The following is a 24,350-nucleotide window of genomic DNA, read 5'->3' as shown; positions in this document are numbered from 1 at the left end:
GCCCCGTCCGCCGCCAGGCCCGCCACCGCTCTGTCCGCGCGCACCCGCCGCACCCGCTGCGCCGCCGGGACCGGCGCCCGCCCCGCCCGCCGGCTGGTGGGTCAGGTGCCAGGCCAGCCAGCCCAGGCCGGCCATGCAGAGGATCGCAACGATCGCGCCGATCACGCGCGAGCGGCGTGTGCGCTGGGGACGGGTGGTGGTCTTTTCCTTGTCGGGGGTGACGGTCGGGTTCATGCTGATCCTTGGTAGTTTGCTCACGAATGTAGCACGGAGCCTCTCGTCTTTATGTTTCGTAACGTACCAAGAAATCGAAGTCGTGCCCGCTGAATGCGAAGCGAAAAAGCCGGGAGACCAACGAAAAACGGGCGCGGATCGGATCCGCGCCCGTTCAGGGAAGAGTTGCTACAAGGTACAACTTGTTACAAACCTCAAGGGATGTCGCACAGGCAGTGGGTCACCGCCGCAAAAGGCTGGCGGCGCGAGGCCACCTGCGACAGCCAGCCCAGGTCCCTGGCCACGCCGGAGGTGGCGCCGGCCGGCAGCGCATCCAGCGCCAGGTCGGCCGGCAGCATGCCCAGCTTGACCTGCACGTTCAGGATCTGCGCGTCCGAGACGCCCATGCGTTCCAGCAGGCGCTCGAACAGGGTATCCGGGCGTTCGGTATAGGCCACGCGGAAGTCGCCTTCCAGGTGGGCGCGCTTGGCGGCGGACTGCAGCGCGTCGCCGTAGCTGCCGAGGCGGTCGACCAGGCCGCGTTCCTTGGCCTGGCCGCCCGTCCACACGCGGCCTTGGCCGACGGCGTCGATCTTCTCGGGCGTGGTGCGGCGCGCGATGGCGGCCTTGGTGGTGAACTCGTCGTAGATGTGGTTGATGCTGGACTGGATCAGCTGGCCGAAGCGCGGGTCCAGCGGGCGCAGCGGATTGTAGGCGTCGGCCAGCCAGGTGGTGGTCACGCCGGCCGTGTGGATGCCCAGCTTGTCGACGACCTTGTCGGCGGTCGGCAGGATCGCGAACACGCCGATCGAGCCGGTCACGGTGTTCGGGTCGGCGATCACCTCGTCGGCCGCCATCGAGATCCAGTAGCCGCCGGATGCCGCGACGTCGCCCATCGACACCACCACCGGCTTGCCGGCGCTACGCGTGAGTTCCAGCTCGCGCCGGATCAGCTCCGAGCCGTAGGCGCTGCCGCCTGGCGAGTTGACGCGCAGGACCAGGGCCTTGACCTGCTTGTCCTCGCGCGCGGCGCGGATCATGTTGGCGGTGGAAATGCCGCCGACCATGCCGGGGCCGCCCGTGCCTTCGGTGATGTCGCCGGCAGCGACCACCACGGCGACGGCGTCGCCGAGCAGCTTGGGCGGGTGGCGGTCCAGGTAGTCCTGGAAGGCCACGTGGCGGTAGGTCTTGTTGGCCGCGTCGTATTCGCCGCGCTTGACCATCAGGGCGCGCACTTCGTCGCGGGTCTTGAGGCCGTCGATCAGCTTCCAGTCCAGCGCCACCTTGCCGGCGTTGCCGTTGGCGGCCGCCATGCGCTGCGGCAGTTCCTCGATGCCCTTGGCGATGGCGCCGGCCGGCAGCCTGCGCGCCTTCTCGACTTCCGCCGTGTAGTTGGCCCACAGGGCGTTATAGAGCACGCTGTCCGCCTCCTGTGCCGCCGGCGAAGGGCCGTTGCCGATATACGGCTCGGCAAAGCTTTTATAGGTGCCGACCTTCATCAGGTTGACCGTCACGCCGACCTTGTCGAGGGCGTCGCGGTAGTAGTTGCGGTGGCGGCCGAAGCCTTCGATCAGCACCATGCCCATGGGGTGCAGGTAGACCTCGTTGGCATGGGAGGCGACCATGTAGCGCTTCTGGTCGTAGGTGCCGCCCCAGGCGACGACGGTCTTGCCGGCCGCTTTCACGCGCTCGACGGCGGCGCCGAATTCGCGCAGCGAGGCCAGGCCGCCGCCATCCATCTCGTCGAGGAACAGCACGACGCTGGAGATGTTCGAGTCCTTGGCGGCCGCATCCAGCGCGGTCAGGACATCGCGCAACTGGATCACCCGGCGCGCATTGCCGCTCAAGGCTGCGACCGCGGAATCGCGCACGCTGCCGGCCTTCTCTTCGACCAGCTCGCCCTTCAGGTCCATCACCAGGGCGGTCTTCGGCGCCAGCGGCTTGATGCCGCCGCCGAACATCGCCCACAGCAGCAGGATCACGATGAGCAGGAACAGCAGGTTCAGCACAAAGCGGCGGGTGGCATCGATGCCGCGCCACAGCGAACCGAAACCGCGGCGCAGACCAGAAATTGGCTTGAATGGCATTCTGATTTCCTCAGTTTTTAAATCGAGAATTCGGGGTCAGAGCACTTTTTTGGGCAATTGCCACAAAAAGTGTTCTGACCCCGAATTAATTATAGGTTAGCCGTGGCGACGGCCGGCTTGATGGTGGCGCGGCGCGAGATGGCGTACAAGCCGATATACACGACGGCGCCATTGAGCATAAGCAACTCCAGGCCCAATCGGTAATGGCCGAGCAGGTAGTGCTGGTTGTATTCCAGCAGCGCGCACAGGATGGGCGAGACGATGGTCACTACCGGCACCAGGCGGTCGTTCAGCGTGCGGGTCGTCATCATGCCGAAGGCGAACAGGCCGAGCAGCGGTCCATAGGTATAGCTGGCCAGCTTCAGGATCACGCCGATCATGCTCGGATTGTCGACCCATTTGAAGAACAGCACCATCAGCAGGAACAGCAGCGCAAAGCCGAGGTGGACGTGGCGGCGCAGGCGCTGCTTGGCGTCTTCCGACAGGTCTACACGGCGCTTGATGCCGAGGATATCGATGCAGAAGGTGGACGTCAGCGCGGTGATGGCGCCGTCGGCGCTGGGGAACAGGGCCGAGATCAGCGCGATCAGGAAGATGATCTGCACCGCGGCCGGCAGATGGCCCATGACCACGGTCGAGAAGATCTTGTCGCCGGTGGCGGTGACGCCCGCGACAGGCGCGTACAGATACAGCAGGCCGCCCAGGAACAGGAAGCTCGAGAGCACCACCACCAGCACCGCGGTCAGGCTCAGCAGGTTCTTCTGCGAGTCGCCCAGGGTCTTCACGGAGATCGTCTTCTGCATCATCTCCTGGTCCATGCCGGTCATGGTCAGCACGATGAAGGCGCCGGCCACGATCTGCTTCAGCCAGAAACTGGGGCTGTCGGGATCGAGGGTGAACACGCGCGACAGGCCACGCTCGTGCATCTGCTGCAGGGCCTGCGGGATCGTCAGGTCGAGCTGGCCCAGCATGAAGGCGACGCAGGCGAACAGGCCGACCAGCATGCAGGTGGTCTGCAGGGTGTCGGTCCAGACGATGGTCTTCACGCCGCCCTGGTAGGTGTAGAGCAGGATCATGCCGAGGATGACGAAGGTGGTCAGCCAGAACGGCACGCCCAGGCTGTCGAGGATGATGTTCTGCAGGACAGCGACGACCAGGTACAGGCGCGCGGTGGCGCCGGTCAGCCGCGACAGGATGAAGAAGCCCGCCCCGCTCTGGTAGGCGCGGCGGCCCAGGCGGCCGTCGAGGTAGGTGTAGATCGATGTCAGCTTCAGCCGGTAGTACAGCGGCAGCAGCAGGTAGACCACGGCGACGTAGCCGAACACATAGCCGATCAGCACCTGGCCGTAGCCGAAGGCGTCGCTGCCGACCGCGCCCGGCACGCTGATGAAGGTCGCGCCCGAGAGCGTGGTGCCGACCATGCCGAAGGCGACCAGCATCCAGTTGCTGCTCTTGTTACCGATGAAGAAGCTGTCGTTGTTGGCGTTGCGCGAAGTCGCCCAGGCGACGCCGAGCAGTAGTGCGAAATACGCGATGAGGATGCAAAAAAGGAGTGCCGGGGACATCAAGGGATCCGATAACTAATGACTAACCGCCGAGCAATATACACCGATACCGCGCAGGGAGCTATTAACGTTAGCTGTTCTCGTTACCTTGGCCATTTCCTCGCCCGCGATGCCACGCCGCTCGAAAATGGCAAAATTAACAATATTAAGATGTAGAATATGGCTCGGTTCGACAAATTTAAACCACAAAAACATGCCTGATGGTCAAGCTCAGATATCAGGGATATAGACGAATTCAGTACAAAATGAGAGAGATAACACAACTTCCACTCCAGCTCTACGGTTCAATTAGCACAGAACATGGCGACGCAACTGCCATGCTTTGCCGTGACGCTGACCGCCCACTCGAAGCGATGATCCAATGGCATGGCGAAGGTCTCCAGCCAGGCGGAGTCCTAGTAGAACTGATTCCGCTCACCGAACAAAAATATCGATTAAAGCCAATAAGATTTTACGTTGCCGATAATGGCGGAGGGCTTTATGCGCCTACACCACTACCAGACGCTGAGAAACTTTTTAAATTCAACGGCAACTTAGAGCAAAAGAATAATCAATTAATCGGTTTTTGGACTGATGACACCGGAAGATCCAAGCCAATGCAATTTGGCGCGCCGGCGAAATTATTGAAAGTAAAGGCAAAAAAACTTAATAGCTGGAACGCATTTAAAATTTGGGCCGGTGAGCAGCGACAAAATGGCCAATTCGAAAACTTCCGTGGCCATGGAAGCAATAATTTTCTGCTATCGTCTACTCTACATCGGGCAGGTCGCTCTCGGCTTGAAAGATTTTGCTATGAAACAATGCCGACCTTCCGCGGTTTGGCAGAAGCCATATTAGATATCAGGTTTGCGCCGAATGACGCCGAAGATTTTTCCGTTGTCTTAGGATTAGCTCAGCACCATGGTCTTCCAACGCCTTTGCTGGACTGGACTGCATCGCCCTATGTTGCTGCCTTCTTTGCGTTTTCCGATGCGTTAGAGAACAGACAGAATCGTATAAATGATACGCATGTCAGAATTTTCGGTCTAAGTGAAGAAGTTACGCGACATGCACCATCACAGGTTACGTTAACCTCGCCAGCGGTAAATGTTGCGTACCTCGCGATATCACCAAGAAAAAATCCGCGCTTACTCGCTCAACAAGGACGCTTTTTAGTGACAAATGTAGCTGACCTCGAAGCGTTACTCTGCGGAATTGAGAAAAATACCGGAGCGAGACTGCTTACAGCAGTCGACGTACCAATCAAATGTGCAGTGGAGGCGCTTGAAGACCTTTATTACATGGGACTCTCTGGGGCGACAATGTTCCCAGGATTGGACGGTATATGCAGAATGATGAAGCACGAAATGGCATATAAGCGTGCTCCAGTAGAACATCCTCCTCTTCCAGAAGCACCCACTGAACGTTTAACTTCGGTGAAAGGGAAAGACGCTACCGATATTGCAATATAAAATTCCTGCTTTTTTAAGGCTCAATAGCTTTAGGTATATCGCTTTTCGCTACGGAATTTTATAGGAAATGCCTCAAATCCCCTGCGCCGGCATCCGTTCGAAAGGCCCGATGCACGCCTCCATCGACTCCTCGCGGCACATCACGAAGCGCGCGCCCGAGGGATGGAAGCGCAGGTAGTTGGTGGCCCTGGTGCCGATCTGCATGACCTCACCGGAGCAGTCCTGCTTGCCGTTGTCCTTCACGACCCGGTCTTCCAGCTTGTAGAAGCCCTTGGCGCTGGGCTTTTCGGCCACCGTGAACTCGCTTTCCGAGATCTCGCCGGCGCTCTTCACCAGGGTGGTGCCGTCGCCGCGGAAGTGGTAGGTCTCGGAGCAGCCCAGCTGAGGGATGCTGAGCACCCAGATGCCCAGCAGCGGATGGGAGGCCGAGGGCGACGGTGGCGGCGCAGCCGCGGCCGCGAGCGGCGCCGCAAGGGCAGCGGAGACGATGAGCAGTCCGGTGAGCGGTCGCATGATGTCGGTCCTTTACGCGGGCGGGCGAGCCAGGGTGTGCGTTGTCATTATTGCACACACCCGGCTTGACCCGGCGCGCGTAAGAACCGGATCAGGCGCCTTCCGGGGTCTTCGGTTTGGCCGGGCGGCGCGTGCGCGCAGCCGGCTTGCGCGAGGGCGCCTTGTGGGACGGACGCGAGGACTTCTTGCGCTCCGGTTTGGCGGCCTGGTCGTCGGCCTGCTCGCCGGCTTCGGCATCGGCCGGCGCCGGATCGGACGGGTCGGCGTCGGTGATGCCGCCGGTGTCGGCGTCGGCTGCCGCGGTGGCGCCGGCGGAAGATGCGACCGCGGCCACCGCATCGGCAGCGATGGCTGCGTTATCGGCGCCAGGCTCGGGCGCCGCAGCCGCTTCGGCCGTGGCTTGCGCCGCGCTGGCCTTGCGGGTGGACGGCTTGCGCGGCGCGCGGCGGCGTTCCTTCACCGGGGCGGCCGGTTGCTCCGCAGCGGCTTCCGGCGCGGCTTCAACGGCGTCGGAAGCAGCATAGGCCGCTTCGGCAGCCTGCAGTTGCGCGGCCACGCTCGCGGATGCGGCGTCTTCGGCTTCGACCAGGTCCGGGGTCGGCGCCGGCCAGCTGGCCATCGCGGCCTCTTCCTGCGCTGCCTGTTCCTGCGCAAACGCGGCCTGCTCGGCGGCCAGGTCGCTGCCCTGCTCGCGGCCTTTGCGTCCGCGTCCGCCACGGCGGCGCGACGACTCGCGGGCGGCGGCAGGAACTTCGCTCGGCTGCTCGCCCTGCGTCTCCGCGGCCAGCTCGTCGTTGGCCTCCCGTACGACCGCCTCGAACGCCGCCTGTCCCGGATCGGCTTCCGCCACGGCGCCGAGACTCTCGAGGGCCTGGGTACTGCGATAGACATAGGTGCCCGACTTCTCGTCGCGGCCGAACTCGAACAGGCCGCGGGTCTGCGCCTCTTCCAGCAGATTGCCGAAGGTGCGGAAGCCGTAATAGGTCTCGGAGAAATCCGGACGGCGGCGCTTCAGGGTGTCCTTCAGCAGCGACGCCCAGATCTTGCCGGTGTCGCCGCGCTCGGACACCAAAGCGTCGAAGGTCTCGACCACCATCTCCAGCGCCTGCAGCTTGCGCGCTTCCATCTCTTCCTTCTTGCGGTTGCTCTCGTCGGAAGGACGGCCGCCCCGCTGCTGCGGCTGGCTCTTGCGCTCGTCGCGCTTGGCGGCGGCGCGGCGCACTTCGCGCACCAGGTCGTCGTAGAAGATGAATTCGTCGCAGTTGGCGACCAGCAGGTCCGAGGTCGAATTCTTGACGCCGACGCCGATCACGCGCTTGGCGTTTTCGCGCAGCTTCGACACCAGCGGCGAGAAGTCGGAATCCCCGGAGATGATCACGAAGGTGTCGACGTGGGCCTTGGTGTAGCAGAGGTCGAGCGCGTCCACCACCATGCGGATGTCGGCAGAATTCTTGCCCGACTGGCGCACGTGCGGGATCTCGATCAGTTCGAAATTCGCTTCATGCATCGTCGCCTTGAAGCCTTTGTAGCGGTCCCAGTCGCAATAGGCTTTCTTGACCACGATACTGCCCTTGAGCAGCAGGCGTTCGAGGACGGGCTTGATGTCGAATTTCTCGTAATTCGCATCGCGCACGCCGAGTGCGACGTTCTCGAAGTCGCAGAACACCGCCATGCTGATGTTTTCTGAAGATGAAGCCATAGTTGTTATTGAGATGTGTTGGTGAACGAGCTATCCGGCGGATTATACGCAACAACAGCAGATCCACCTCAGCTCGCACGACCGGGCAGCAGGCAGGCGGCGTAGGGGCTGACGAAGGGGGTGGCGCGGCCGGTGTCGTCGTAGCGCGAACGCTCGATGCTGCCGATGTCGCCGCCATACACGTGGATGCTGACTGAGGTGCCGTCTGCCAGCGCGTTCGATACGCGATGTATATCACCGATAGTGGGTGATACAAGGTCGATATCACCGGGAGCCAGCTCGTGCACATGGCCGCTGACCAGCGGCCCGCCGGGCTCCAGCAGGGGCGCGAATTCCTCGCAGCGTTCCCTTCCGCGCAGCACGCCCACCATGCCCCAGACCGTGTGGTCGTGGATGGGCGTGCCCTGCCCCGGCCCCCAGACCATGGCCGACACCGAAAAGCGGCCGGCCGAATCGAGGTGCAGCTGGTGGATGCGGTAGCTGTCCGGGTCCGGCTCGAGCAGGGCCGCCGGCAGCCAGCCATCCTCGGCGATCAACCCGGCCAGCAGCGCGCGGCCCTCGCGCAGGATCGTGGCTTCATCGGCGCCGCGGTCGACCAGTGCTTCCATGCCGCGCACGAATGCGGGCAATGCTGCGAATTGGTTTGCGTTCATGACAGCCTCGCCATGGTGCCCGCATCCGGCCTGCCGTCGAAGAAGCGGTCCAGGCAGTCCTGGAACAGCGCCTCGTCCGGGGCGACGTCGGCGAACAGGGTCATACTGGAGTGGAATTTCAGGTCGTCGGGATGGCCGAAGATCTCGTCGACGCCGCGGTCCTCGTGCATGGCGACGCTGGCCGTGCATTCGCGCAGGCGCTTGCCGAGCACCGGGTGCGCGAGGTAGGCGGCGGCTTCGTCGGCGGAACGGATCGCGTAGCGCCGCGCCATCTCGCTGTGCCCCAGGCCTTCGACCTGCGGAAAGATGAACCACATCCAGTGGGTGCGCTTGTGGCCGGCGCGCAGCTCGGCCAGCGCGGTGGCGTAGATGCCCTCCTGGGCGTCGACGAAGCGCTGCAGGTTGTGCTCAAGGTCCATGACGGTGCCCTCCTCCTCCGGCCATGCTACTACAATGGCGCCACCATGAAACCAGAACACCTGCAACTGCTCCTCGTCCGCGAAATGCCCTTCGGTAAATACCAGGGCAAGAAGATCGCGGAACTTCCCGGGCATTACCTCGCGTGGTTTGCGCGCGAAGGATTTCCGCGCGGCGAACTGGGCGAGCTATTGGAACTGATGTATGAGATCGACCATAACGCGCTGCGCGGCTTGCTGGATCCGCTGCGGCGCTAGCGCAGTCCATGCACTAGCTGCACCACTGCGCCTCACACGGGACGCCATCATGATCGCCATCCATTTTCACGCCGGGGCAGTGTTCGAGGAAGTATTTTGCCTCGTTACAGGATTTCATCTGGCTGCAATAGACACGGCCGTCACATGTGAACGTAGACCGGCTCGACGCCCTCAAATCGATGCCTGGAACATCGTTGGGCTCAATCTCTGAACTGAGTGCGTATTCCGGTGCCGTTTTTGTTTGCTTTGCATCGTGACTATATTTCTCGTACCCCTTCCAGCCCATGGCCACAAGGATTACCAACAAGATTATTTTTCTCATCATCGTAAAGCGGGTCTGGACAGGTGGGTAATCAGCGAAGCCGGCATAGCATAACGCAGATGTCCAACAAATATTCTCATGCGTCTGGACCTCAGCGCTGCCGGCTTTTACCGATATACCTGCTCAGCATGCGTTCGATTTTTTCGATCATAACCCCAAAAACTACTCGTTTTTCTTCCTGAACCGGCCTCGCTATACTGGCTTCCATCGAGAACACACACAGGAGCAGACCATGATCGAAATTCGCAAAAGTGAAGACCGCGGCCACGCCAACCACGGCTGGCTGAATTCGCAGCACAGCTTTTCCTTCGCCGACTACTACGACCCGCGCCACCAGGGCTTCGGCCCGCTGCGCGTGATCAACGAAGACCGCGTCGCACCCGGCGGCGGCTTCGGCACCCACGGCCACCGCGACATGGAAATCATCTCCTACGTGCTGGATGGCGCGCTGGAGCACAAGGACAGCATGGGCACCGGTTCGGTGCTGCACTATGGCGATGTGCAGCGCATGAGCGCCGGCAGCGGCGTGCGCCACAGCGAATTCAACGGTTCGAAGACCGAGCCGGTGCACTTCCTGCAGATCTGGATCCAGCCGGGCCAGCAAGGCATCCCGCCGAGCTACGAGGAGAAGCATTTCCCCGTCGAAGAGAAGCAGGGCAAGCTGCGCCTGATCGCCTCCGGCGACGGCCGCGAAGGCTCGGTGCTGATCCACCAGGACGCCTCGCTGTATGCCGCCATCCTGAACGGCGACGAGCAGGCCGGGCATGTCCTGGGCGCCGGGCGTCTCGCCTATGTCCACGTGATCCGCGGCCGGGTCGAGGTGAATGGCGTGGTGCTGAACACCGGCGACGCCCTCAAGCTGGCCGACGAGGAGCGCGTCACGCTGGCGAAGGCCGAAGCGGCCGAGCTGCTGCTGTTCGACCTGCCGCGCTAAGCCGGCGGCACTGAATAAGCTGCATTGAGTTGGCAGGCTGCCCACGAAGCTGGACAGCCTGCCAACGGTATCCGCGAAATGTAACCCAAGGTAGTCGCTTGCAGGCCACAATTTAGCTTGCGCGGACGGTGTTTTGCTCGCGGGCCGGTATAAAATGGAGCCTCAGAGCAACTTATTCGCGGCCACTTCATGAGCGCACAAGCCACCGTCCTCGTCGTCGAGGATGACGTCCACATTGCCCACGTCCTGACCTTCATGCTGGAGCGCCAGGGCTACCAGGTTACCCACGTCGCCGACGGCCGCGCCGCCACCGCCCACGTCCTCGCCAGTCCGGCGCCCGACCTGGTGCTGCTCGACGTGATGCTGCCCTACGTGGACGGCTTCGAGATCGTGGCCCTGATCCGCGCCCAGGACGCCTGGCGTGAGACGCCGGTCATCATGCTGACCGCGAAGAACACCGAACGCGACACCGTGCGCGCCCTCGACGCCGGTGCCGACGACTTCATCATCAAACCTTTCCAGCCGCAAGAGCTGCTGGCGCGCCTGCGCCGCTTCCTGAAAACGGCGGCATGAGCTTCAAAGAGGACCCGATCCTCGCTGCCGCGTTCTGGACCGGCATCGCCGCCCTGCTCCTGACCCTCCTGCTCGGCCTGCAGATCGTCCGCCTGCGCATCGCCCTGCGCGCCCGCGAACGCCGCAAGGCGCGCACGCTCGCGCGCTGGCGCCCGCTGCTGAACGCCGCCATCGTCGGCGAGATCCCGCAACAGCTGCCGCCCTTGCGCGGCTCCGAGCGCCTGCACTTCATCAAGCTGTGGGTGCACCTGCAAGCCTCGCTGCGCGGCGACGCCGGCGCGGCCCTGAACGGCATCGCCTGCCGCCTCGGTTTGGACAACGAAGCGCGCGCCATGCTGGGCCGGCGCGCGCGCACCGAGCGCCTGCTGGCCGCGCTGATGCTGGGCCACCTGGGCGACCGCCAGGCCTGGCCGCAGCTGCTGCGCCTGGCCGGCATGGACGACCCGACGCTGTCGCTGACGGCGCTGTGGGCGCTGGTGCGCATCGATCCGCAGGCCGCCGCCGAATATCTGACGCCGCTGTTCATCGAACGCGAGGACTGGGCCATGTCGCACGTGGCCGGCATCCTGCAGCAGGCCGGCACGCCGGTGGCGGCGGTGCTGGCCGGGATGCTGCCGCGCCTGAATGCGCAGCGCCTGCCGCGCGCGCTGCGCATCGCCGAAGCCCTGCGCATCGAGCTGCCGGCCGAGTCCCTGGCTGCCGCGCTGGCCAGCGGCGAGGTCGCCATCGTGACCGCCGCCCTGCGCATCGTGAACACGCCGCTGCTGCAGGAGCCGGTGCGCACGCTCTTGCTTGACGAAGACTGGCAGGTGCGGGTGCAGGCCGCCAAGGCGCTGGGCCGCGTCGGCGACCGCGGCGACGTCGAGCGCCTGGTCGCCATGCTGGCCGACCGCGAATGGTGGGTGCGCTACCGCGCGGCCCAGGCCTTGGTCGAACTGCCCTGGCTGAAGCGCGCCGACCTCGACGCGCTGCATGCCAAGCTGGACGACCGCTACGCCGCCGACATGCTGGCCCAGGTGATGGCCGAGCAGGACGCGCTGGCCGAAGAAACGGAGGCTGCATGAATTCCCACCACCTGCTGCTCGATTTCGTCACCTGGTTCGTGCTGTGCTACTTCGTGCTGCTGAACGGGGGCTACCTGGTATTGAACCTGCTGTCGCTGCGCACCCTGCACCGCAAGGGCCAGGAAGAGATGCTGGACGACCTGCCACGCGCCTACTCGGGCCTGGAGCCGCCGGTCAGCATCCTGGTCCCGGCCTATAACGAGGAAGCGAGCATTGCCGCCTCGGTGCGTTCGATGCTGCAGCTGACCTATTCCGAATACGAGCTGGTGGTGGTCAACGACGGCTCGAAGGACGGCACCCTCGATGTCCTGAAGCGCGAATTCGGCCTGCTGCCCTTCCCGGAAGCCTACCGCCGCCAGATCCCGACCAAGGAAATCAAGGCGATCTACCGCTCGACGAAATTCCCGAACTTGCGCGTGATCGACAAGTTCAACGGCGGCAAGGCGGACTCGCTCAATGCCGGCATCAACGCCGCGCGCTATCCGCTGTTCTGCGGCGTCGACGCCGACTCGATCCTGCAGCGCGACAGCCTGGAGCGTGTGACCCAGCCCTTCCTGCGCGACCCGACCGTGGTCGCCACCGGCGGCACCATCCGCATCGCCAACGGCTGCGAAGTGGCCGGCGGCTTCCTGACGAAGGTCGGCCTGCCGCGCAACCCGTGGGCCCTGTTCCAGGTGGTCGAATACCTGCGCGCCTTCCTGTTCGGGCGCCTCGGCTGGTCGGCGGTGAACGGCATGCTGATCATCTCCGGCGCCTTCGGCGTGTTCCGCAAGGACGCCGTGGTCAGCGTGGGCGGCTACCGTCCCGACACCATCGGCGAGGACATGGAACTGATCGTGCGCCTGCACCGCCTGCTGCGCGCAAGGCGCCAGCCCTACCGCATCGAATTCGTGCCGGACCCGGTGTGCTGGACCGAGGCGCCGGAAGACCTGAAGACCCTGAAGAACCAGCGCATCCGCTGGCAGCGCGGCCTGGCCGAGAGCCTGAACGCCAACTGGGGCCTGTTCTTCTCGAAGAACGGCGGCGTGCCGGGCTGGCTGGCGTTCCCGTTCATGTTACTTTTTGAGTGGCTGGGACCCGTGGTCGAAGTGGGCGGCTATCTCTTCATGATCGTCTCCTTCCTGACCGGCGCCATCTCCTGGCAGGCCTTTTCGACCTTCATGTTCGTCGCGATCGGCCTCGGCGTCCTGCTGTCCGCCTCCGGCCTGCTGCTGGAAGAGATGTCCTTCCACATCTACCCGCGCGGCAAGCAGCTGCTGGCGCTGGGCTTCATCGTTCTCATCGAGAACCTCGGCTACCGCCAGCTGAACACCTGGTGGCGCCTGATCGGCCTGTACCGCTGGGCGACCCAGAAGGAAGCCAGCTGGGGCGCCATGAAGCGCAAGGGCAGCCTTGGCGCCTGAGCCCCGATGCGCGGACTTCTACTAACGCTGCTGCTGGCCATGACAGCCCCCGCCCATGCCGCCTGGTTGCACCTGTGCCCGCAGGCGGGCGCGCCGGCGCCGCAGCAGCCTTATGCCGATACCGCCGGCGCCGATGGCGCGCCGCTGCGCTGGTTCGCGGACAGCCAGGCCGAGCGCCCCGGCTGCCGCAGCCTGGCCCTGCCCGCGGGCGCCCGCGTCGAGACTCTGTTTCCGCTGGCGCCCGCCGAAGAGCCCGAACGCACCATCCTGCTGCACGGCCGCGTGCGCGAAGGCCGCTTCGCCGTCAGCGAGCACGTGCTGCCTTCGACTCGCCAGGGCACGCCGAAGCCGGGCCCGATGCCGCTGCGCGAAAATCTGCTGGAGCGCATGCAGGCGCGCGCCTTCGGCGTCGAGGAGCGGGTGCGCGTCCGGCTCGAAGGGGGCCGGCTGACGGTGGGCTGTGGCGCCGGCACGCGTCCGGCCGGGGTCCTGCTCAGCGGACCCTGGTTCCTGCCGCGTGCGCGCCTGCGGCTGGCGGCATCGTATTCCGGCGGCGCCGGCTTCACGCTGCAGGCGGCCGACGCCGCGCAGACCGAACGAGAAACCGCGCTAACGCTCGGCCAGCTGCCGGCGCGTATGTCCGCCAGCACGGAACCCTTCATGTTCGCGCTGCCGAAAGCACTCGATCCCGCCTCCTGGCGCCACTTCGTCCTGCAATGCCCGGCGCAGGCAGCGAGCGTGACGATCGCCTCGCTGGCCCTCGAGCCCGATCCGGTGGCGGACAGGAAACCCGCCGCGCGCTCGACCTGGGTATGGAAGGCCGCAGACTGGCGCGAGCATGGTCCGCGTTTGCTCGACTGGGCCGCGGCGCACGAGGTACGCGATCTCTTCATCACCGTCCCCTTCAAGAACGACGCGGTGCGCGAGCCTGCCGCGCTGGCGGCCTTCATCCGCGCCGCGGGCAAGCGCGGCATCCGCGTGCTGAGCGTGGACGGCGACCCGCACATGGTCCTCCCCGAGCAGCAGCCGGCGCTGGCACGCCTGGCGCATGCCTACGCCGCCTACAACGCCAGCGTGGAGCCGGCCGCGCGCCTGGGCGGCCTGCAGTTCGACGTCGAACCCTATCTGCTGCCCGAATACGGCAGCGGCAGGATCGACTGGGACGCGCGCTACCTGGCCATGGCGCGCACCCTGCGCACGGCCGCCGGCAGCCTGCGCCTGGAACTGGTGGTGCCCTTCTGGTGGGATGCACGGACCGCCCTGCTGGACGGTCTGGCGCCGCTGGTCGACGCGCTGGCCGTGATGGATTACCGCACCGACCCGGCCCAGGTGACGGCATTCGCGCTACCCTTCCTCGACTGGGGCGTACGCCACCGCAAGCAGGTGCGGATCGCGCTGGAAGCCGGCGAAATCGCGCCCGAGACCCAGCGCCGCTATGTGCGCGCCGAGGCGGGCGAAGCGGCCCAGCTGCTGCGCCTGAAGCTCGATGGCGAGCAGGTGCTGGTGCTGCTCAGGGAACCGGTCCCCACCGGGCCGCAGGCCGAGCCGGCACACGCCGGCGTCTTCCGCCTGCAGTCGTCCCGCGAGATCGACGGCAGCGCCACCACCTTCCACAAGGACAAGCCGGCCCTGCTGCGCCTCCTGCCGGGGCTGGAAAGCGATTTCTCCGCCTGGGACGAAGCCTTCGGCGGCATCGCTCTGCATGAGTTCCACTAGCGTATTTACGGCGCAAATACAACGTTGTCCCATGTATATAGAACGTCAAGATGTTTCCGTGTATTATTAATTTCCAGGCATAAAATCAGCCCGGCATAAGTACAAGGAGACGCAAATGACGATCCGAAAGCTCAAGCAAAGCTGTGCAAGCCTGGCCCTGGCGGCAGCGGCCTGCCTGTCCGCCACCACCGCCATCGCCGGCCCGCTGGACGAAGCCAAGGCGCGCGCCCACTTGGATGCGGTTGCCTCCGGCGACCTGGATGCCCTGATGAAGGATTACGCCGACGACGCCTATATGGAGTGGGTCGGCGGTCCGCTCGATGGCCGCTACCGCGGCAAGGAAGCGATCCGCGCGGTCTGGCAGAAATTCATCGCCGTGAATGACGGCAAGCCGCGTCCCGTCAGCTTCGGCAAGCTGAGCGCCTTCGCCAACGCCAAGGGCGCCTCGGTACAGCAGCGCGCCGACTACGGCGGCAAGCTGCCGCTCAAGGTCCTGCACGTGCTGACCTACCGCGAAGGCGACCTCACCACCGAACTCTGGCAGATCGCGCCAGCCATGCAGCTCGACCAGTAAGGAAAACGATGTCCGTGCGTGCGCTGTTGCCGGCACTGTTGGCCCTATCCCTCGCCGCCAGTCCGGCCGGCGCCGCCGCACTCGAGGCGCTGGTGCAGACGCCGGCCGGCAAGCCGCTGCTTGACGCCGCCGTGCTGCTCGAGCCGCTGGCCGGTCCGGCAGCCGCACCGAAGAACCGTCCGCATGCCGTCATCGAGCAGCGCGGCCAGGAATTCGCGCCCTGGGTGACCGTGGTCCAGACCGGCGCCTCGGTCGATTTCCCGAACAACGACACGGTGCGCCACCACGTCTACTCCTTCTCCCAACCCAAGCGCTTCGAGATCAAGCTGTACGCGGGCAAGCCCGGCCAGCCGATCACCTTCGACAAGCCGGGTGAAGTCATCATCGGCTGCAATATCCACGACTGGATGGAAGCCTATGTGCTGGTGGTCGAGACGCCGTACTTCGGCAAGACCGGCCCCGATGGTCGGGTAGCCATCGCCAACCTGCCCGCCGGCCGCTACCGCCTGCGGCTGTGGCACCCGCTGCAGAAAGCGCAGGCCGCCGCCAGCGAGATCGACGTAGGCGCGGCCGCGCAAAAACTCAGGCTGGTGCTGGATGCGCGGGCCCGCGAGCCCAAGCCGCATACGGCGGTCGACCAGGACCAATACTAATACTCAGCACAACCAGGCATCACCCATGGTCCCGACTTCGCTCCAGCGCCGCATCGTCCTCGTCTTCGTCGGCCTGCTGGTATTGGTCATGGCCCTGGTGCTGGCCCTGGTGCGCGACAGCAGCGCGCGCATCGTCGGCAGCGAAGGCCAGAACGAACTGGCGGTCGGCGCCAAGGTCTTCCAGCGCCTGCTCGAACAGAACCAGCACCAGCTCGAGACCGCGGCCGGCGTGCTGTCCGCCGATTTCGCCTTCCGCGAGGCGATCGCGACCCAGGACCAGCCCACCATGCGCTCGGTGATCGGCAACCATGGCCAGCGCATCCACGCCCAGGTCATGATGGTGGCCGGCATCGACGGCGCCCTGATCGCCAGCTCCCAGCGTCCCACCGGCCCCGGCGACGCCTTCGCCTTCCCCGACCTGCTGCTCGAGGCCGAAAAGAGCGGACGCAGCGCGGGTTTTCGCCAGATGCGCAACGGCCAGCTGTACCAGGTGGTGCTGGTGCCGATCATGGCGCCGCGCCGCATCGCCTGGGTGGCGATGGCCTTCCAGGTCGACGACCGCTGGGCGCGCGACATGGCCGAGGTGACCGGCCTGGCGGTGCACATGGTGCGCTTCGGCGCGCACGGCCCGGTGCTGCTGGCTTCCTCCTTCGACGCGCCGCGCCGCGCCGCCCTGGCCCTGAACCACCTGCCGGCCGCCGGCCAGCAGGAGCTGCTCGAGGTCGGCGGCGAACCTTACCGCACCATGCGCCTGCCGCTCGACGGCGCCACCCAGGCCGTGCTGCAGCTGCCGGTGGCCCAGGTCCAGGCGCCTTTCAACCTGCTGCAGGCGCGCCTGCTGGGCGTGATCGGCACCGCCATCCTGGTGTTCGCGCTCGGCAGCTTCACGCTGGCGCGGCGCATCGTGCGGCCGCTGGACCAGCTGTCGACCGCCGCCCACCGCATCGCCCAGGGCGACTACGGCCAGGCCCTGCCGGCCCTGCCGCAGGACGAGATCGGCCGGCTGGCCACCAGCTTCGCCCATATGCGCGACGGCATCGCCAGCCGCGAAGAGCGCATCGTGCGCCTCGCTTACGTCGACAGCCTGACCGACCTGCCCAACCGCACGCGCTTCCTCGAAACCTTCGCGCGCCTGCCGGCCGGCGTGCCGCGCGCGGTGGCGGTGCTGAACATCGACCGCTTCGCCATGATCAACAACGCGCTCGGCTACCAGGTCGGCGACCGCCTGCTGCGCGAGGTCGGCGAGCGCATCTCGACCCTGGAGCGGCGGCCCGTCATGGTGGCGCGCCTGTGGGGCGACCACTTCGCCTTCCTGCTCGAGATCGAGACCGAGGATTGCGCGCGCAGTTTTGCCGGCGCCGTGCTGGAGCAGCTGCGCGACCCGATCACGCTGGACGGCCAGCGCCTCGACATCGGCGGCAGCATCGGCATCTCTTTGTATCCGCAGGACGGGCTGGATGCCAGCACCCTGCTGCGGCGCGCCGAGCTGGCGCTGGCCGCGGCCAAGCGGCGCCGTTCCGGCCTGGCCTTCGCCCACGAGGCCGGCGCCGAGCCCGCGCCGGAACAGCTGTCCCTGATCGGCGACATGCGCGCGGCCATGGAGCGCGGCGAATTCACGCTGGCCTACCAGCCCAAGCTCGACTTCAGGACCGGACGCGTCAATGCGGTAGAGGCGCTGCTGCGCTGGCGCCATCCGGAGCGCGGCATGGTCCCGCCGGGCAGCTTCATCCCCTTTGCCGAGCAGACCGGTTTCATCCGCGAAGTCACGCCGTGGGTACTGGACGCCGCGATCCGCCAGCTGGCGCAGTGGCGCAGCGAGGGCCTGGAGATCGCGGTGTCGGCCAACCTGTCGACGCTGGACCTGCTCGATCCGGAGCTGCCGCGGCGCGTGCATGCCCTGCTCGAATTCCACCAGGTGCCTGCTTCCAGCCTGTGCCTCGAGATCACCGAGAGCGCCCTGATGGACGAGCCGGCGCTGGCGCTGGCCCACCTGAATGCGCTGGCGGCGCTCGGCGTCAAACTCTCGATCGACGACTACGGCGTCGGCCAGGCCTCGCTGGCCTACCTGAAAAGCCTGCCGGTGAACGAACTGAAGCTCGACCGCAGCTTCGTCACCGCAATCGCCGATTCGCCGCGCAATGCCGCCATCGTCCAGTCCACCATCATGCTCAGCCACGCGCTGGGGCTGTCAGTGGTGGCCGAAGGCGTCGAGACGGAACAGGAACTGGAATGGCTGCGCGCCAACGGCTGCGACGTGGCGCAGGGCTACTTCATCTCGAAGCCGGCGCCGGCCGCCGAGCTGGCGGCCCGGATTGCGGCGCAGGGCGTGGCGGCATCAGCTGGCGCCTAGGCGGAGACCGGCGCCCGGCCCGATTCGGGCATCACGCCATGCTGGCCGTAGCGGCCTGCCCACAGTTCGCTGCTGACATTGCGGCACTCCGGCAGCAGACCCTGCTGGGTCGCATACTCGACCATCTCATGCGGCGTCTTCACGCCAAGGCGCGACATGACGCTGTGCCTGAAGTCAGCCACTTGTTCCGTACGCATTTGCAGGACGTACGCGCTTTCAATCGGCGTCATCCCGCATACGGTGAGCGAGAACACCTGGAACTCGCGCTTGCGAAAGCTTTCGTGCGGCTTGTTGCGACCGTCGAATTTTCGCGCGCAATGTTCGATCTCGGTCGCCAGCGCTTTGCTGAAATACAGCCTGCCGTTGGCAACGCGCCTCACGGCGGTCCGCATTTCGTCGCGTGTAGCGGTCTTCATCAGATAACCTTTCGCCCCCGCACGAATCGCATCGACGCCAAAGCTCAATTCGTCGAGCTCAGTCAGGACCAGGAGGTTCGACCAGGGAGAAAGCTCGCGCAGGCGGCCGACCAGCGATGTGCCGGCGCCGGACATCGCCGGCTCGACGATGATGAATTCGTAGTAGCGTTCGCGCAGCTTGCCCAGCAGCTCGTCGAGGCTGCCTGCTTCGTCGATTTCCAGCACATCCGCATGCGCGCCGAGCAGCGAGCGCATGCCCAGCCGCGCAACAGGATTTGCTTCTGCCATCAGGGTCCGGATCATCGCTTTGCTCCAGGTCGATCTGCACGAAGAATGATGCCGAATAATTATATCGTTAGAAATTTGCGTTAAAGCAGTCTTTCAACAAATTCCGCATTTCCAGCAACACCACCCGTCAGTGCTATCCCACCGTTAGACCACGCGATCGGCTCTTTCGTCAGATTTGGCGTGCATCCGGCCATACAAATTCGGCATAGTCGGGACTTTCCCTGAAAGGAGATTTGGATGAACAAAGCGATGGTGGCGCTCTGCCTGATGGAGAGCTGCACGGCGGCAACGGCGGTCTCGAAGGATCCGGCGCGGGCCTAGCTGGAGGCCGAGATCACGGCCGCGGACGCTCGCCTTTTCGGCGGCCTGAACGACCGCGACATCGGCCCCATGAAGGAGGGCTTCAGCCCGCGCCTGGAGTTCTACCACGACCGCACAGGCGTCACCGGCTATGCCGACAACATCGCAATCTTCGAAAAGAATTTCAAATCGCCGAACCGCGTGCGCCGCATTGCCATGCCGGAAACCGTGGAAATCTTCCCTGCCGGCCCGAACCATGCCATGCACATCGGGAAGCACCGCTTCTGCAACAAGCCGCCCGGCGAGCCTGAAGGCTGCAGCGTGTACCGGTTCTCGATGATGTGGGAGCGCGAGGGCGGGCAGTGGAAGCTGTTGCGGGTGCTCAGCTACGATCCTTGAGACACTAAGCGCGTAATAGCTTCAGCACGTGTTCGATCCGATAGGGCTTTTCCGCGAATAAATAAGCCCGCTCTTTCTCATTTAATTGTTCGGGAGGTGCATATCCCGACACCAAGACGATCTTGATCCGCGGATATTCTTGATGAATAGCCTTCGCCAATTCCAGTCCGCTCATGCTGGGCATCATCACATCGGTCAACACGGCATCGATGTCTTTCTGATCACGCAGAACTTGAAGCGCTTCCTTTGCGGAATGTGCAATAAGTACGATCAAGCCATGCGCACCAAACAATGTCGCTGCAAATTCCGCTCCGTCCGGTTCGTCATCGACGAGTAGAATTTTGGAGCAAAAGTGCCCGGACGTATCGCTCATTTCGTGTTCCCGCAAGTGAGTTAGCATGTTCATTAACTAATGAACCCGAACTGCATAAACATGATAACTGCTTATCCTTCCAGAAAACCAGTTTATTTTTCACGCAATCGTTTGCCCCGCCAGGTAATTGCGACAGGCGAGCGATCAGCGACTACGCCTTGCAAATGCCTTTTTAAGAATCGGGCTCCTGTGCTATCTTTACCATTAAAGAAAAATAATGTGCACATACTTAATCTCAAATAATCAATAAGTATTCGAGGGATGGAAGTATGAGATACGCTTTAGTCTTGGAAAAAAATTCGGAACTCTGCAATAAGACTGCGAATATCGTTTCATCAATTGGCTATCTGGTAACGCCTGTATTCAGTCCCAAAAAGGCTTTACATGCGGCACACATGATTCAATTCGATCTGATCCTGACCTGTACGGCGGTGAATCATGACGATCGACGCTCTTTGACAGGGGAATTGAAACGCTGTTCGCCGGAAGCCTTCATCGTGCTGCTGGCCGATCCGGGACCGGCGTTACAGGCCGCTCCCGGGAATCAAGGGGTCAACGCGGTACTCTATCGGCCTTTTGCCATCGATGAACTCAACAAGATCATCGATGCCGGTCTGCCCCGTACCGGGCAGCTTCTTCTGCCGTCCTGTACTGCTGCCGAGCGGCGAAGACGGGCGATCGACTAGGGCAGGACAGTCGCCGGCAGCTCCACGAAGAAGCTCGTCCCCTCGCCTTCCGCTGTCTCGAACCAGATCCGGCCGCCATGCTCCTCGACGATGGTCTGGCAGATGCTCAGGCCCAGCCCGGTGCCGCCCTTCTTGCGCGAGTCCGCCGAATCGGCCTGGGCGAAGCGCTGGAAGATCCGTCCGCGGAAGGCTTCCGGGATACCGGTGCCGTGGTCGATCACGGCGATCCTCAACTTCCCGCCTTCATCGCTCAGGCGCGTCAGCACCTCGCTGCCCGGCTCGGAAAACTTGATCGCGTTCGACAGCAGGTTGGTCAGCACCTGGGTGATGCGGTCGTGGTCGACTTCGGCGCGCAGCTTGCCGGCGCCTTCCCCGGCCTCGAAGGCCAGCGTGACGCCGGCCTGGGCGGCGAAGCTGTCCATGGCCGCCACCGCGCCCTCGACGATGCGCAGCATGCCCTGGTCTTCGCGCCGGTAGTCCATCTGTCCCGCTTCCATCTTCTGGATGTCGAGTACGTCGCCGATCAGGCGCACCAGGCGCTCCGAGCTGGCGCTGGCGACGTCGACCAGGCCTTTGGCGTCCGCCGGCAGCTCGCCCGCCATTCCCATATTCAGCAGCGACAGCGAGGCGCTGATCGCGGTCAGCGGCGTGCGCAGCTCGTGCGAGACGGTGGAGACGAACTCGTTCTTCATGCGCTCGACTTCCTTGCGTTGCGAAACGTCGTGCAGGAACACGCTGAAGAACACGCCATTGCCGGTGCCGACCAGGCCGACCGTCATCTCGGCCGTGATCTCGACGCCGTCGCGCCGCACCAGGGTGCGCTCGACGCGGCCGTCGAGCAGGTCGAGCAGGCCGGTGTCGCGGAAATGCTGCAGCGCCTGGCGCGCCGCCGGCCGGTGGCGTTCGGCGATCGCCAGCTCGAACAGCAGCTGGCCCACGGCCTCCTGGCGGCTCCAGCCCAGCAGCGCCTGCGCGGCCGAGTTCCAGTCGGTGATGCGGCCGTCGAGGTCGACGCTGATGAAGGCGTCCTGGGCGGTCTCGATGATGTTCACGATGCGCTGCTGGCTGGCGCGCACGGTCGCCAGCGCCTGTTCCAGCTCGACGGTGCGCTGCTCGACGCGCAGCTCCAGCGTGGCGTTCAGGTCTTCCAGTTCGCTGCGCCGGCGCACCAGGTCTTCCACCAGCACGTTCAGGGTGCCGGACAGGGCTTCGACTTCCTCGTAGCCGCCGCGTCCCGAGTCGATGGTCACGGGCTCCCCTTTGCGGATGCGCTGCGCCGAATGCGCCAGCTCGTCCAGCGGACGGGTGATGCGGCGGGCGATGACGACGCCCGCCAGCGAGCACAGGGCCGCCAGCAGGACGCCGGCGGCCAGGCCGTATTCGCTCAGGCGCCGCACCGGCGCGTAGGCGTCGTCGGCCTTCTGGCGCACCAGCACGGTCCAGCCCATGCCGGGATATTCGGCGTGGCCGTGGCCGCGCGCGTAACCGACCAGCCAGGAACCGCCGTCCGGCCACTTCTCGACCAGGTAGCCGGCCCCGGTGCCGGTCTGCGCCGCCTTCAGGCTGGCCAGCGACAGGGTGCCGCCCTGCGCGCCGGGCGGGCCGAGCAGGACCTTGCCCCCGGCGTCGACGATCAGGGCCTCGACCTGGCGCCGCGCCGCGATCGGCGCGATGACCGAGCGCTCGACGTCGCGCGCCCATTGCCAGGACAGGTGCACGCCGAGCACGCCCTGCGGCAGGCCGTGCTCGTCCGGCACCAGGAAGGCGACGTCGACGAAGCGCCAGGGCTCGGCCTGCTGCGGCAGGAGCTTGGCCAGCAGCACCGCCTCGTGCACGTCGCCGGCGTGCTTGCCGTTCAGGGCATCCTTGAACCAGGGCCGCTTCGACACGTCGGCGCCCTCCAGCAGGCCTTTGGCCGCCACCTGCACCTTGCCGTCCAGGCCAGCGATGCCGATCCAGCTGTAGTAGCCATAACTGTCCTGCAACTGGTCGAGGGTCTCGCGGCGGCGCGTCATCGGCGTCTCCGGGCGCAGGCCGCGGCGCTGGGAAATCAGGCGCACTTCGCGGTAGCGTTCGTACATTCCGCGCTCGAGCTTGTCGGAGGTCTGCAGGGCCAGCTCTTCCAGGCCGTGGCCGATGCTGGACTTGACCTGCTCCGTGTTGCGGCGTTCGATCACGGTGACCAGCAGCACGGACAGCAGGAAGGACAGCAGGGTGAAGGCGAGCGCCAGCCAGGCGGCAAGGCGGCGCGGGAGCAGGTTGCGGGGAAAGGGTCGGGAAGTCGGCATCGCGGTCGTCGAGGAAAAAGCCGTCGCCAGCCTAGCATACGACGATGCCGTACGGATACAAATCCTTCCGGCGCGGGCCGGGGCCGCACGGGAGTGTCGGATTTCCGGTAAACTTGCGGTTTACTTTGGGGTCAACCCCAGGTTGATAACGTCATTGTTCCAGGAACCAGTCATGCAAGACAACGCCGCCCCGCTTAACAGCGCGTCCAACCTCGTCGACTACGTCACGTCGTGCACCCTGCCGACGCCGTGGGCGCAGTTCACGCTGCACGCCTTCGTGGAACATGCGACCGGCAAGGAGCACCTGGCCATGACCCTGGGCGACCTGTCCACCAGCGAACCGCCGCTGATGCGCATCCATTCCGAGTGCCTGACCGGCGACGTGATGTTCTCGCAGCGCTGCGACTGCGGCGCCCAGCTGGAAGGCGCGCTGAAGAAGATCGCCGCCGAAGGCCGCGGCATCCTGCTCTACCTGCGCCAGGAAGGCCGCGGCATCGGCCTGGTGAATAAAATCCGCGCCTACCGCCTGCAGGAAGCCGGCGCCGACACGGTCGAAGCCAACCTGCAGCTGGGCTTCCACGCCGACGCCCGCAACTACGAGCTGGTGCGGCCGATGCTGCAGCACTTCGGCATCGAAGCCGTGCGCCTGATGACCAACAACCCGCGCAAGATCGACGCTTTGACCCGCCTGGGCTTCGACGTCGCCGAGCGCGTGCCGCTGCTGGTGAACCGCAATGCCTTCAACAACGGCTATCTGAACACCAAGCAGGCGAAGCTGGGGCATATGATGACGCCGTCGGCGGAGCCGGTGCTGGACGGCGAGCTGTAACCGCTGCCGCGGCTACCCCCGTCGTTCCCGCGAAAGCGGGAGCCCATACTGAATATCAGGAATACGGACTTCGGAAGCTCAGCATGGATCCCCGCTTTCGCGGGGACGACGGTGCAAGGTTTTTCTTCTATAGCGGCGCTGCCTTCCTGATACTTCTGGCAAGATCGCAGGCATGCGCCTGCCAACAATCGCCATCCTCCTGTGCCTCGCCTGCGGCATCGCCGGCGCAGCCCCGGTCGCGCAAAAAAGCCCCGCCACCGGCGGCACGGCCAAGCCGGCGCCCCAGCCGCCGCTGGTGATTCCGCCGGCCACCCCGCCCGCCACCAC

At 64.8% G+C, this 24,350-nt stretch carries 23 protein-coding genes and 1 pseudogene; 13 read left to right on the top strand and 11 right to left on the bottom strand.

Going from position 1 to position 24,350, the window contains the following annotated elements; genetic code table 11:
* From LQV39_RS25645 to LQV39_RS25635, 3 genes and pseudogenes are all read right to left on the bottom strand, one after another.
* Window positions 1-258 (bottom strand): annotated as a pseudogene (locus LQV39_RS25645) (hypothetical protein); the annotation flags it as partial.
* Between the two features lie 170 nt (window positions 259-428).
* Window positions 429-2,300 carry a signal peptide peptidase SppA gene (sppA, locus tag LQV39_RS25640; protein WP_230030024.1) on the bottom strand — a complete coding sequence of 624 codons (1,872 nt, stop codon included), beginning with the start codon at window positions 2,298-2,300 and terminating at the stop codon, window positions 429-431.
* Window positions 2,301-2,389: 89 nt separating this feature from the next.
* Window positions 2,390-3,865: a sodium:solute symporter gene (locus LQV39_RS25635; protein ID WP_230030023.1), complete on the bottom strand. Its 1,476-nt coding sequence runs from the start codon at window positions 3,863-3,865 to the stop codon at window positions 2,390-2,392.
* Window positions 3,866-4,065: 200 nt separating this feature from the next.
* Between LQV39_RS25635 and LQV39_RS25630 the strand changes: the two genes are divergently transcribed.
* Window positions 4,066-5,316: an FRG domain-containing protein gene (locus tag LQV39_RS25630; protein ID WP_230030022.1), complete on the top strand. Its 1,251-nt coding sequence runs from the start codon at window positions 4,066-4,068 to the stop codon at window positions 5,314-5,316.
* 72 nt (window positions 5,317-5,388) lie between these two features.
* Here the strand turns inward: LQV39_RS25630 and LQV39_RS25625 are convergent, their stop codons facing one another.
* The 4 genes from LQV39_RS25625 to LQV39_RS25610 form a co-directional block, all read right to left on the bottom strand.
* Complete coding sequence (locus tag LQV39_RS25625; protein ID WP_230030021.1) at window positions 5,389-5,829, bottom strand: hypothetical protein; 441 nt, start codon at window positions 5,827-5,829, stop codon at window positions 5,389-5,391.
* A gap of 91 nt (window positions 5,830-5,920) precedes the next feature.
* Window positions 5,921-7,528 carry an NYN domain-containing protein gene (locus LQV39_RS25620; RefSeq protein WP_230030020.1) on the bottom strand — a complete coding sequence of 536 codons (1,608 nt, stop codon included), beginning with the start codon at window positions 7,526-7,528 and terminating at the stop codon, window positions 5,921-5,923.
* A 68-nt stretch (window positions 7,529-7,596) separates the two neighbouring features.
* Window positions 7,597-8,181, bottom strand: coding sequence for a cysteine dioxygenase (locus LQV39_RS25615; protein WP_230030019.1), 585 nt, complete (start codon window positions 8,179-8,181; stop codon window positions 7,597-7,599).
* A complete protein-coding gene (locus LQV39_RS25610) occupies window positions 8,178-8,600 on the bottom strand; it encodes a DUF1810 domain-containing protein (RefSeq protein ID WP_230030018.1) in 423 nt (140 codons plus the stop codon). The genes LQV39_RS25615 and LQV39_RS25610 overlap by 4 nt, the downstream gene beginning before the upstream one ends.
* 45 nt (window positions 8,601-8,645) lie before the next feature.
* Here LQV39_RS25610 and LQV39_RS25605 point away from each other — a divergent pair, with 45 nt between their 5' ends.
* Window positions 8,646-8,855, top strand: a complete 210-nt coding sequence (locus LQV39_RS25605) for a DUF3820 family protein (protein ID WP_230030017.1) — start codon at window positions 8,646-8,648, stop codon at window positions 8,853-8,855.
* 13 nt (window positions 8,856-8,868) lie between these two features.
* Here the strand turns inward: LQV39_RS25605 and LQV39_RS25600 are convergent, their stop codons facing one another.
* Window positions 8,869-8,973 (bottom strand): excalibur calcium-binding domain-containing protein, encoded by a 105-nt coding sequence (locus LQV39_RS25600; protein ID WP_230030025.1) that lies wholly within the window; start codon window positions 8,971-8,973, stop codon window positions 8,869-8,871.
* Between the two features lie 436 nt (window positions 8,974-9,409).
* On the opposite strand from LQV39_RS25600, the gene LQV39_RS25595 reads away from it, so the two are divergent.
* The 8 genes from LQV39_RS25595 to LQV39_RS25560 all read left to right on the top strand — a co-directional run bounded on the left by LQV39_RS25595 (window position 9,410) and on the right by LQV39_RS25560 (window position 18,444).
* On the top strand, window positions 9,410-10,111 hold the full coding sequence (locus tag LQV39_RS25595; RefSeq protein WP_230030016.1) for a pirin family protein: 702 nt from the start codon (window positions 9,410-9,412) through the stop codon (window positions 10,109-10,111).
* Window positions 10,112-10,300: 189 nt separating this feature from the next.
* Complete coding sequence (locus tag LQV39_RS25590; RefSeq protein ID WP_230030015.1) at window positions 10,301-10,684, top strand: response regulator transcription factor; 384 nt, start codon at window positions 10,301-10,303, stop codon at window positions 10,682-10,684.
* Window positions 10,681-11,748 (top strand): HEAT repeat domain-containing protein, encoded by a 1,068-nt coding sequence (locus tag LQV39_RS25585; protein ID WP_230030014.1) that lies wholly within the window; start codon window positions 10,681-10,683, stop codon window positions 11,746-11,748. Before LQV39_RS25590 ends, LQV39_RS25585 begins: the two co-directional genes overlap by 4 nt.
* A complete protein-coding gene (locus LQV39_RS25580; protein WP_230030013.1) occupies window positions 11,745-13,151 on the top strand; it encodes a glycosyltransferase family 2 protein in 1,407 nt (468 codons plus the stop codon). The genes LQV39_RS25585 and LQV39_RS25580 overlap by 4 nt, the downstream gene beginning before the upstream one ends.
* Before the next feature lie 6 nt (window positions 13,152-13,157).
* Window positions 13,158-14,867: a hypothetical protein gene (locus tag LQV39_RS25575; protein WP_230030012.1), complete on the top strand. Its 1,710-nt coding sequence runs from the start codon at window positions 13,158-13,160 to the stop codon at window positions 14,865-14,867.
* 115 nt (window positions 14,868-14,982) lie between these two features.
* A complete protein-coding gene (locus LQV39_RS25570) occupies window positions 14,983-15,441 on the top strand; it encodes a nuclear transport factor 2 family protein (RefSeq protein WP_230030011.1) in 459 nt (152 codons plus the stop codon).
* Window positions 15,442-15,449: 8 nt separating this feature from the next.
* Complete coding sequence (locus LQV39_RS25565; RefSeq protein WP_230030010.1) at window positions 15,450-16,094, top strand: methylamine utilization protein; 645 nt, start codon at window positions 15,450-15,452, stop codon at window positions 16,092-16,094.
* Window positions 16,095-16,119: 25 nt separating this feature from the next.
* Window positions 16,120-18,444 carry a bifunctional diguanylate cyclase/phosphodiesterase gene (locus LQV39_RS25560; RefSeq protein ID WP_230030009.1) on the top strand — a complete coding sequence of 775 codons (2,325 nt, stop codon included), beginning with the start codon at window positions 16,120-16,122 and terminating at the stop codon, window positions 18,442-18,444.
* Here the strand turns inward: LQV39_RS25560 and LQV39_RS25555 are convergent.
* On the bottom strand, window positions 18,441-19,163 hold the full coding sequence (locus LQV39_RS25555; RefSeq protein WP_230030008.1) for a response regulator transcription factor: 723 nt from the start codon (window positions 19,161-19,163) through the stop codon (window positions 18,441-18,443). The two genes, LQV39_RS25560 and LQV39_RS25555, sit on opposite strands and share 4 nt — an antisense overlap.
* Window positions 19,164-19,469: 306 nt before the next feature.
* Between LQV39_RS25555 and LQV39_RS25550 the strand changes: the two genes are divergently transcribed.
* On the top strand, window positions 19,470-19,847 hold the full coding sequence (locus tag LQV39_RS25550) for a nuclear transport factor 2 family protein (RefSeq protein WP_307727874.1): 378 nt from the start codon (window positions 19,470-19,472) through the stop codon (window positions 19,845-19,847).
* 4 nt (window positions 19,848-19,851) lie between these two features.
* Here LQV39_RS25550 and LQV39_RS25545 read toward each other — a convergent pair whose 3' ends face one another.
* A complete protein-coding gene (locus LQV39_RS25545) occupies window positions 19,852-20,220 on the bottom strand; it encodes a response regulator (protein ID WP_230030006.1) in 369 nt (122 codons plus the stop codon).
* A 395-nt stretch (window positions 20,221-20,615) separates the two neighbouring features.
* Between LQV39_RS25545 and LQV39_RS25540 the strand changes: the two genes are divergently transcribed.
* On the top strand, window positions 20,616-20,906 hold the full coding sequence (locus tag LQV39_RS25540; RefSeq protein ID WP_230030005.1) for a hypothetical protein: 291 nt from the start codon (window positions 20,616-20,618) through the stop codon (window positions 20,904-20,906).
* Here the strand turns inward: LQV39_RS25540 and LQV39_RS25535 are convergent.
* On the bottom strand, window positions 20,903-23,194 hold the full coding sequence (locus LQV39_RS25535) for an ATP-binding protein (RefSeq protein ID WP_230030004.1): 2,292 nt from the start codon (window positions 23,192-23,194) through the stop codon (window positions 20,903-20,905). The genes LQV39_RS25540 and LQV39_RS25535 overlap by 4 nt on opposite strands.
* A 172-nt stretch (window positions 23,195-23,366) precedes the next feature.
* On the opposite strand from LQV39_RS25535, the gene ribA reads away from it, so the two are divergent.
* The gene (ribA, locus tag LQV39_RS25530; RefSeq protein ID WP_230030003.1) at window positions 23,367-24,023 is read left to right on the top strand and encodes a GTP cyclohydrolase II; all 657 of its coding nucleotides are present in this window, start codon (window positions 23,367-23,369) and stop codon (window positions 24,021-24,023) included.
* The last annotated feature ends 327 nt before the right edge of the window (window positions 24,024-24,350 follow it).

The organism is Massilia sp. Bi118, assembly GCF_918697865.1.
Lineage (GTDB): Bacteria > Pseudomonadota > Gammaproteobacteria > Burkholderiales > Burkholderiaceae_D > Telluria.
This window is presented reverse-complemented; position numbering and strand designations above follow the sequence as displayed.

What these genes read in the sequence shown, in the direction of transcription:
- LQV39_RS25610 (WP_230030018.1), bottom strand. Translation starts at nt 8,600, where the DNA reads ATGGACCTTGAGCACAACCTGCAGCGCTTCGTCGACGCCCAGGAGGGC.
- LQV39_RS25535 (WP_230030004.1), bottom strand. Translation starts at nt 23,194, where the DNA reads ATGCCGACTTCCCGACCCTTTCCCCGCAACCTGCTCCCGCGCCGCCTT.
- LQV39_RS25555 (WP_230030008.1), bottom strand. Translation starts at nt 19,163, where the DNA reads ATGATCCGGACCCTGATGGCAGAAGCAAATCCTGTTGCGCGGCTGGGC.
- LQV39_RS25635 (WP_230030023.1), bottom strand. Translation starts at nt 3,865, where the DNA reads ATGTCCCCGGCACTCCTTTTTTGCATCCTCATCGCGTATTTCGCACTA.
- LQV39_RS25625 (WP_230030021.1), bottom strand. Translation starts at nt 5,829, where the DNA reads ATGCGACCGCTCACCGGACTGCTCATCGTCTCCGCTGCCCTTGCGGCG.
- LQV39_RS25590 (WP_230030015.1), top strand. Translation starts at nt 10,301, where the DNA reads ATGAGCGCACAAGCCACCGTCCTCGTCGTCGAGGATGACGTCCACATT.
- LQV39_RS25580 (WP_230030013.1), top strand. Translation starts at nt 11,745, where the DNA reads ATGAATTCCCACCACCTGCTGCTCGATTTCGTCACCTGGTTCGTGCTG.
- LQV39_RS25560 (WP_230030009.1), top strand. Translation starts at nt 16,120, where the DNA reads ATGGTCCCGACTTCGCTCCAGCGCCGCATCGTCCTCGTCTTCGTCGGC.
- LQV39_RS25630 (WP_230030022.1), top strand. Translation starts at nt 4,066, where the DNA reads ATGGTCAAGCTCAGATATCAGGGATATAGACGAATTCAGTACAAAATG.
- LQV39_RS25595 (WP_230030016.1), top strand. Translation starts at nt 9,410, where the DNA reads ATGATCGAAATTCGCAAAAGTGAAGACCGCGGCCACGCCAACCACGGC.
- ribA (WP_230030003.1), top strand. Translation starts at nt 23,367, where the DNA reads ATGCAAGACAACGCCGCCCCGCTTAACAGCGCGTCCAACCTCGTCGAC.
- LQV39_RS25570 (WP_230030011.1), top strand. Translation starts at nt 14,983, where the DNA reads ATGACGATCCGAAAGCTCAAGCAAAGCTGTGCAAGCCTGGCCCTGGCG.
- LQV39_RS25565 (WP_230030010.1), top strand. Translation starts at nt 15,450, where the DNA reads ATGTCCGTGCGTGCGCTGTTGCCGGCACTGTTGGCCCTATCCCTCGCC.
- LQV39_RS25615 (WP_230030019.1), bottom strand. Translation starts at nt 8,181, where the DNA reads ATGAACGCAAACCAATTCGCAGCATTGCCCGCATTCGTGCGCGGCATG.
- LQV39_RS25600 (WP_230030025.1), bottom strand. Translation starts at nt 8,973, where the DNA reads ATGAAATCCTGTAACGAGGCAAAATACTTCCTCGAACACTGCCCCGGC.
- LQV39_RS25605 (WP_230030017.1), top strand. Translation starts at nt 8,646, where the DNA reads ATGAAACCAGAACACCTGCAACTGCTCCTCGTCCGCGAAATGCCCTTC.
- LQV39_RS25585 (WP_230030014.1), top strand. Translation starts at nt 10,681, where the DNA reads ATGAGCTTCAAAGAGGACCCGATCCTCGCTGCCGCGTTCTGGACCGGC.
- LQV39_RS25545 (WP_230030006.1), bottom strand. Translation starts at nt 20,220, where the DNA reads ATGAGCGATACGTCCGGGCACTTTTGCTCCAAAATTCTACTCGTCGAT.
- sppA (WP_230030024.1), bottom strand. Translation starts at nt 2,300, where the DNA reads ATGCCATTCAAGCCAATTTCTGGTCTGCGCCGCGGTTTCGGTTCGCTG.
- LQV39_RS25575 (WP_230030012.1), top strand. Translation starts at nt 13,158, where the DNA reads ATGCGCGGACTTCTACTAACGCTGCTGCTGGCCATGACAGCCCCCGCC.
- LQV39_RS25620 (WP_230030020.1), bottom strand. Translation starts at nt 7,528, where the DNA reads ATGGCTTCATCTTCAGAAAACATCAGCATGGCGGTGTTCTGCGACTTC.
- LQV39_RS25540 (WP_230030005.1), top strand. Translation starts at nt 20,616, where the DNA reads ATGATTCAATTCGATCTGATCCTGACCTGTACGGCGGTGAATCATGAC.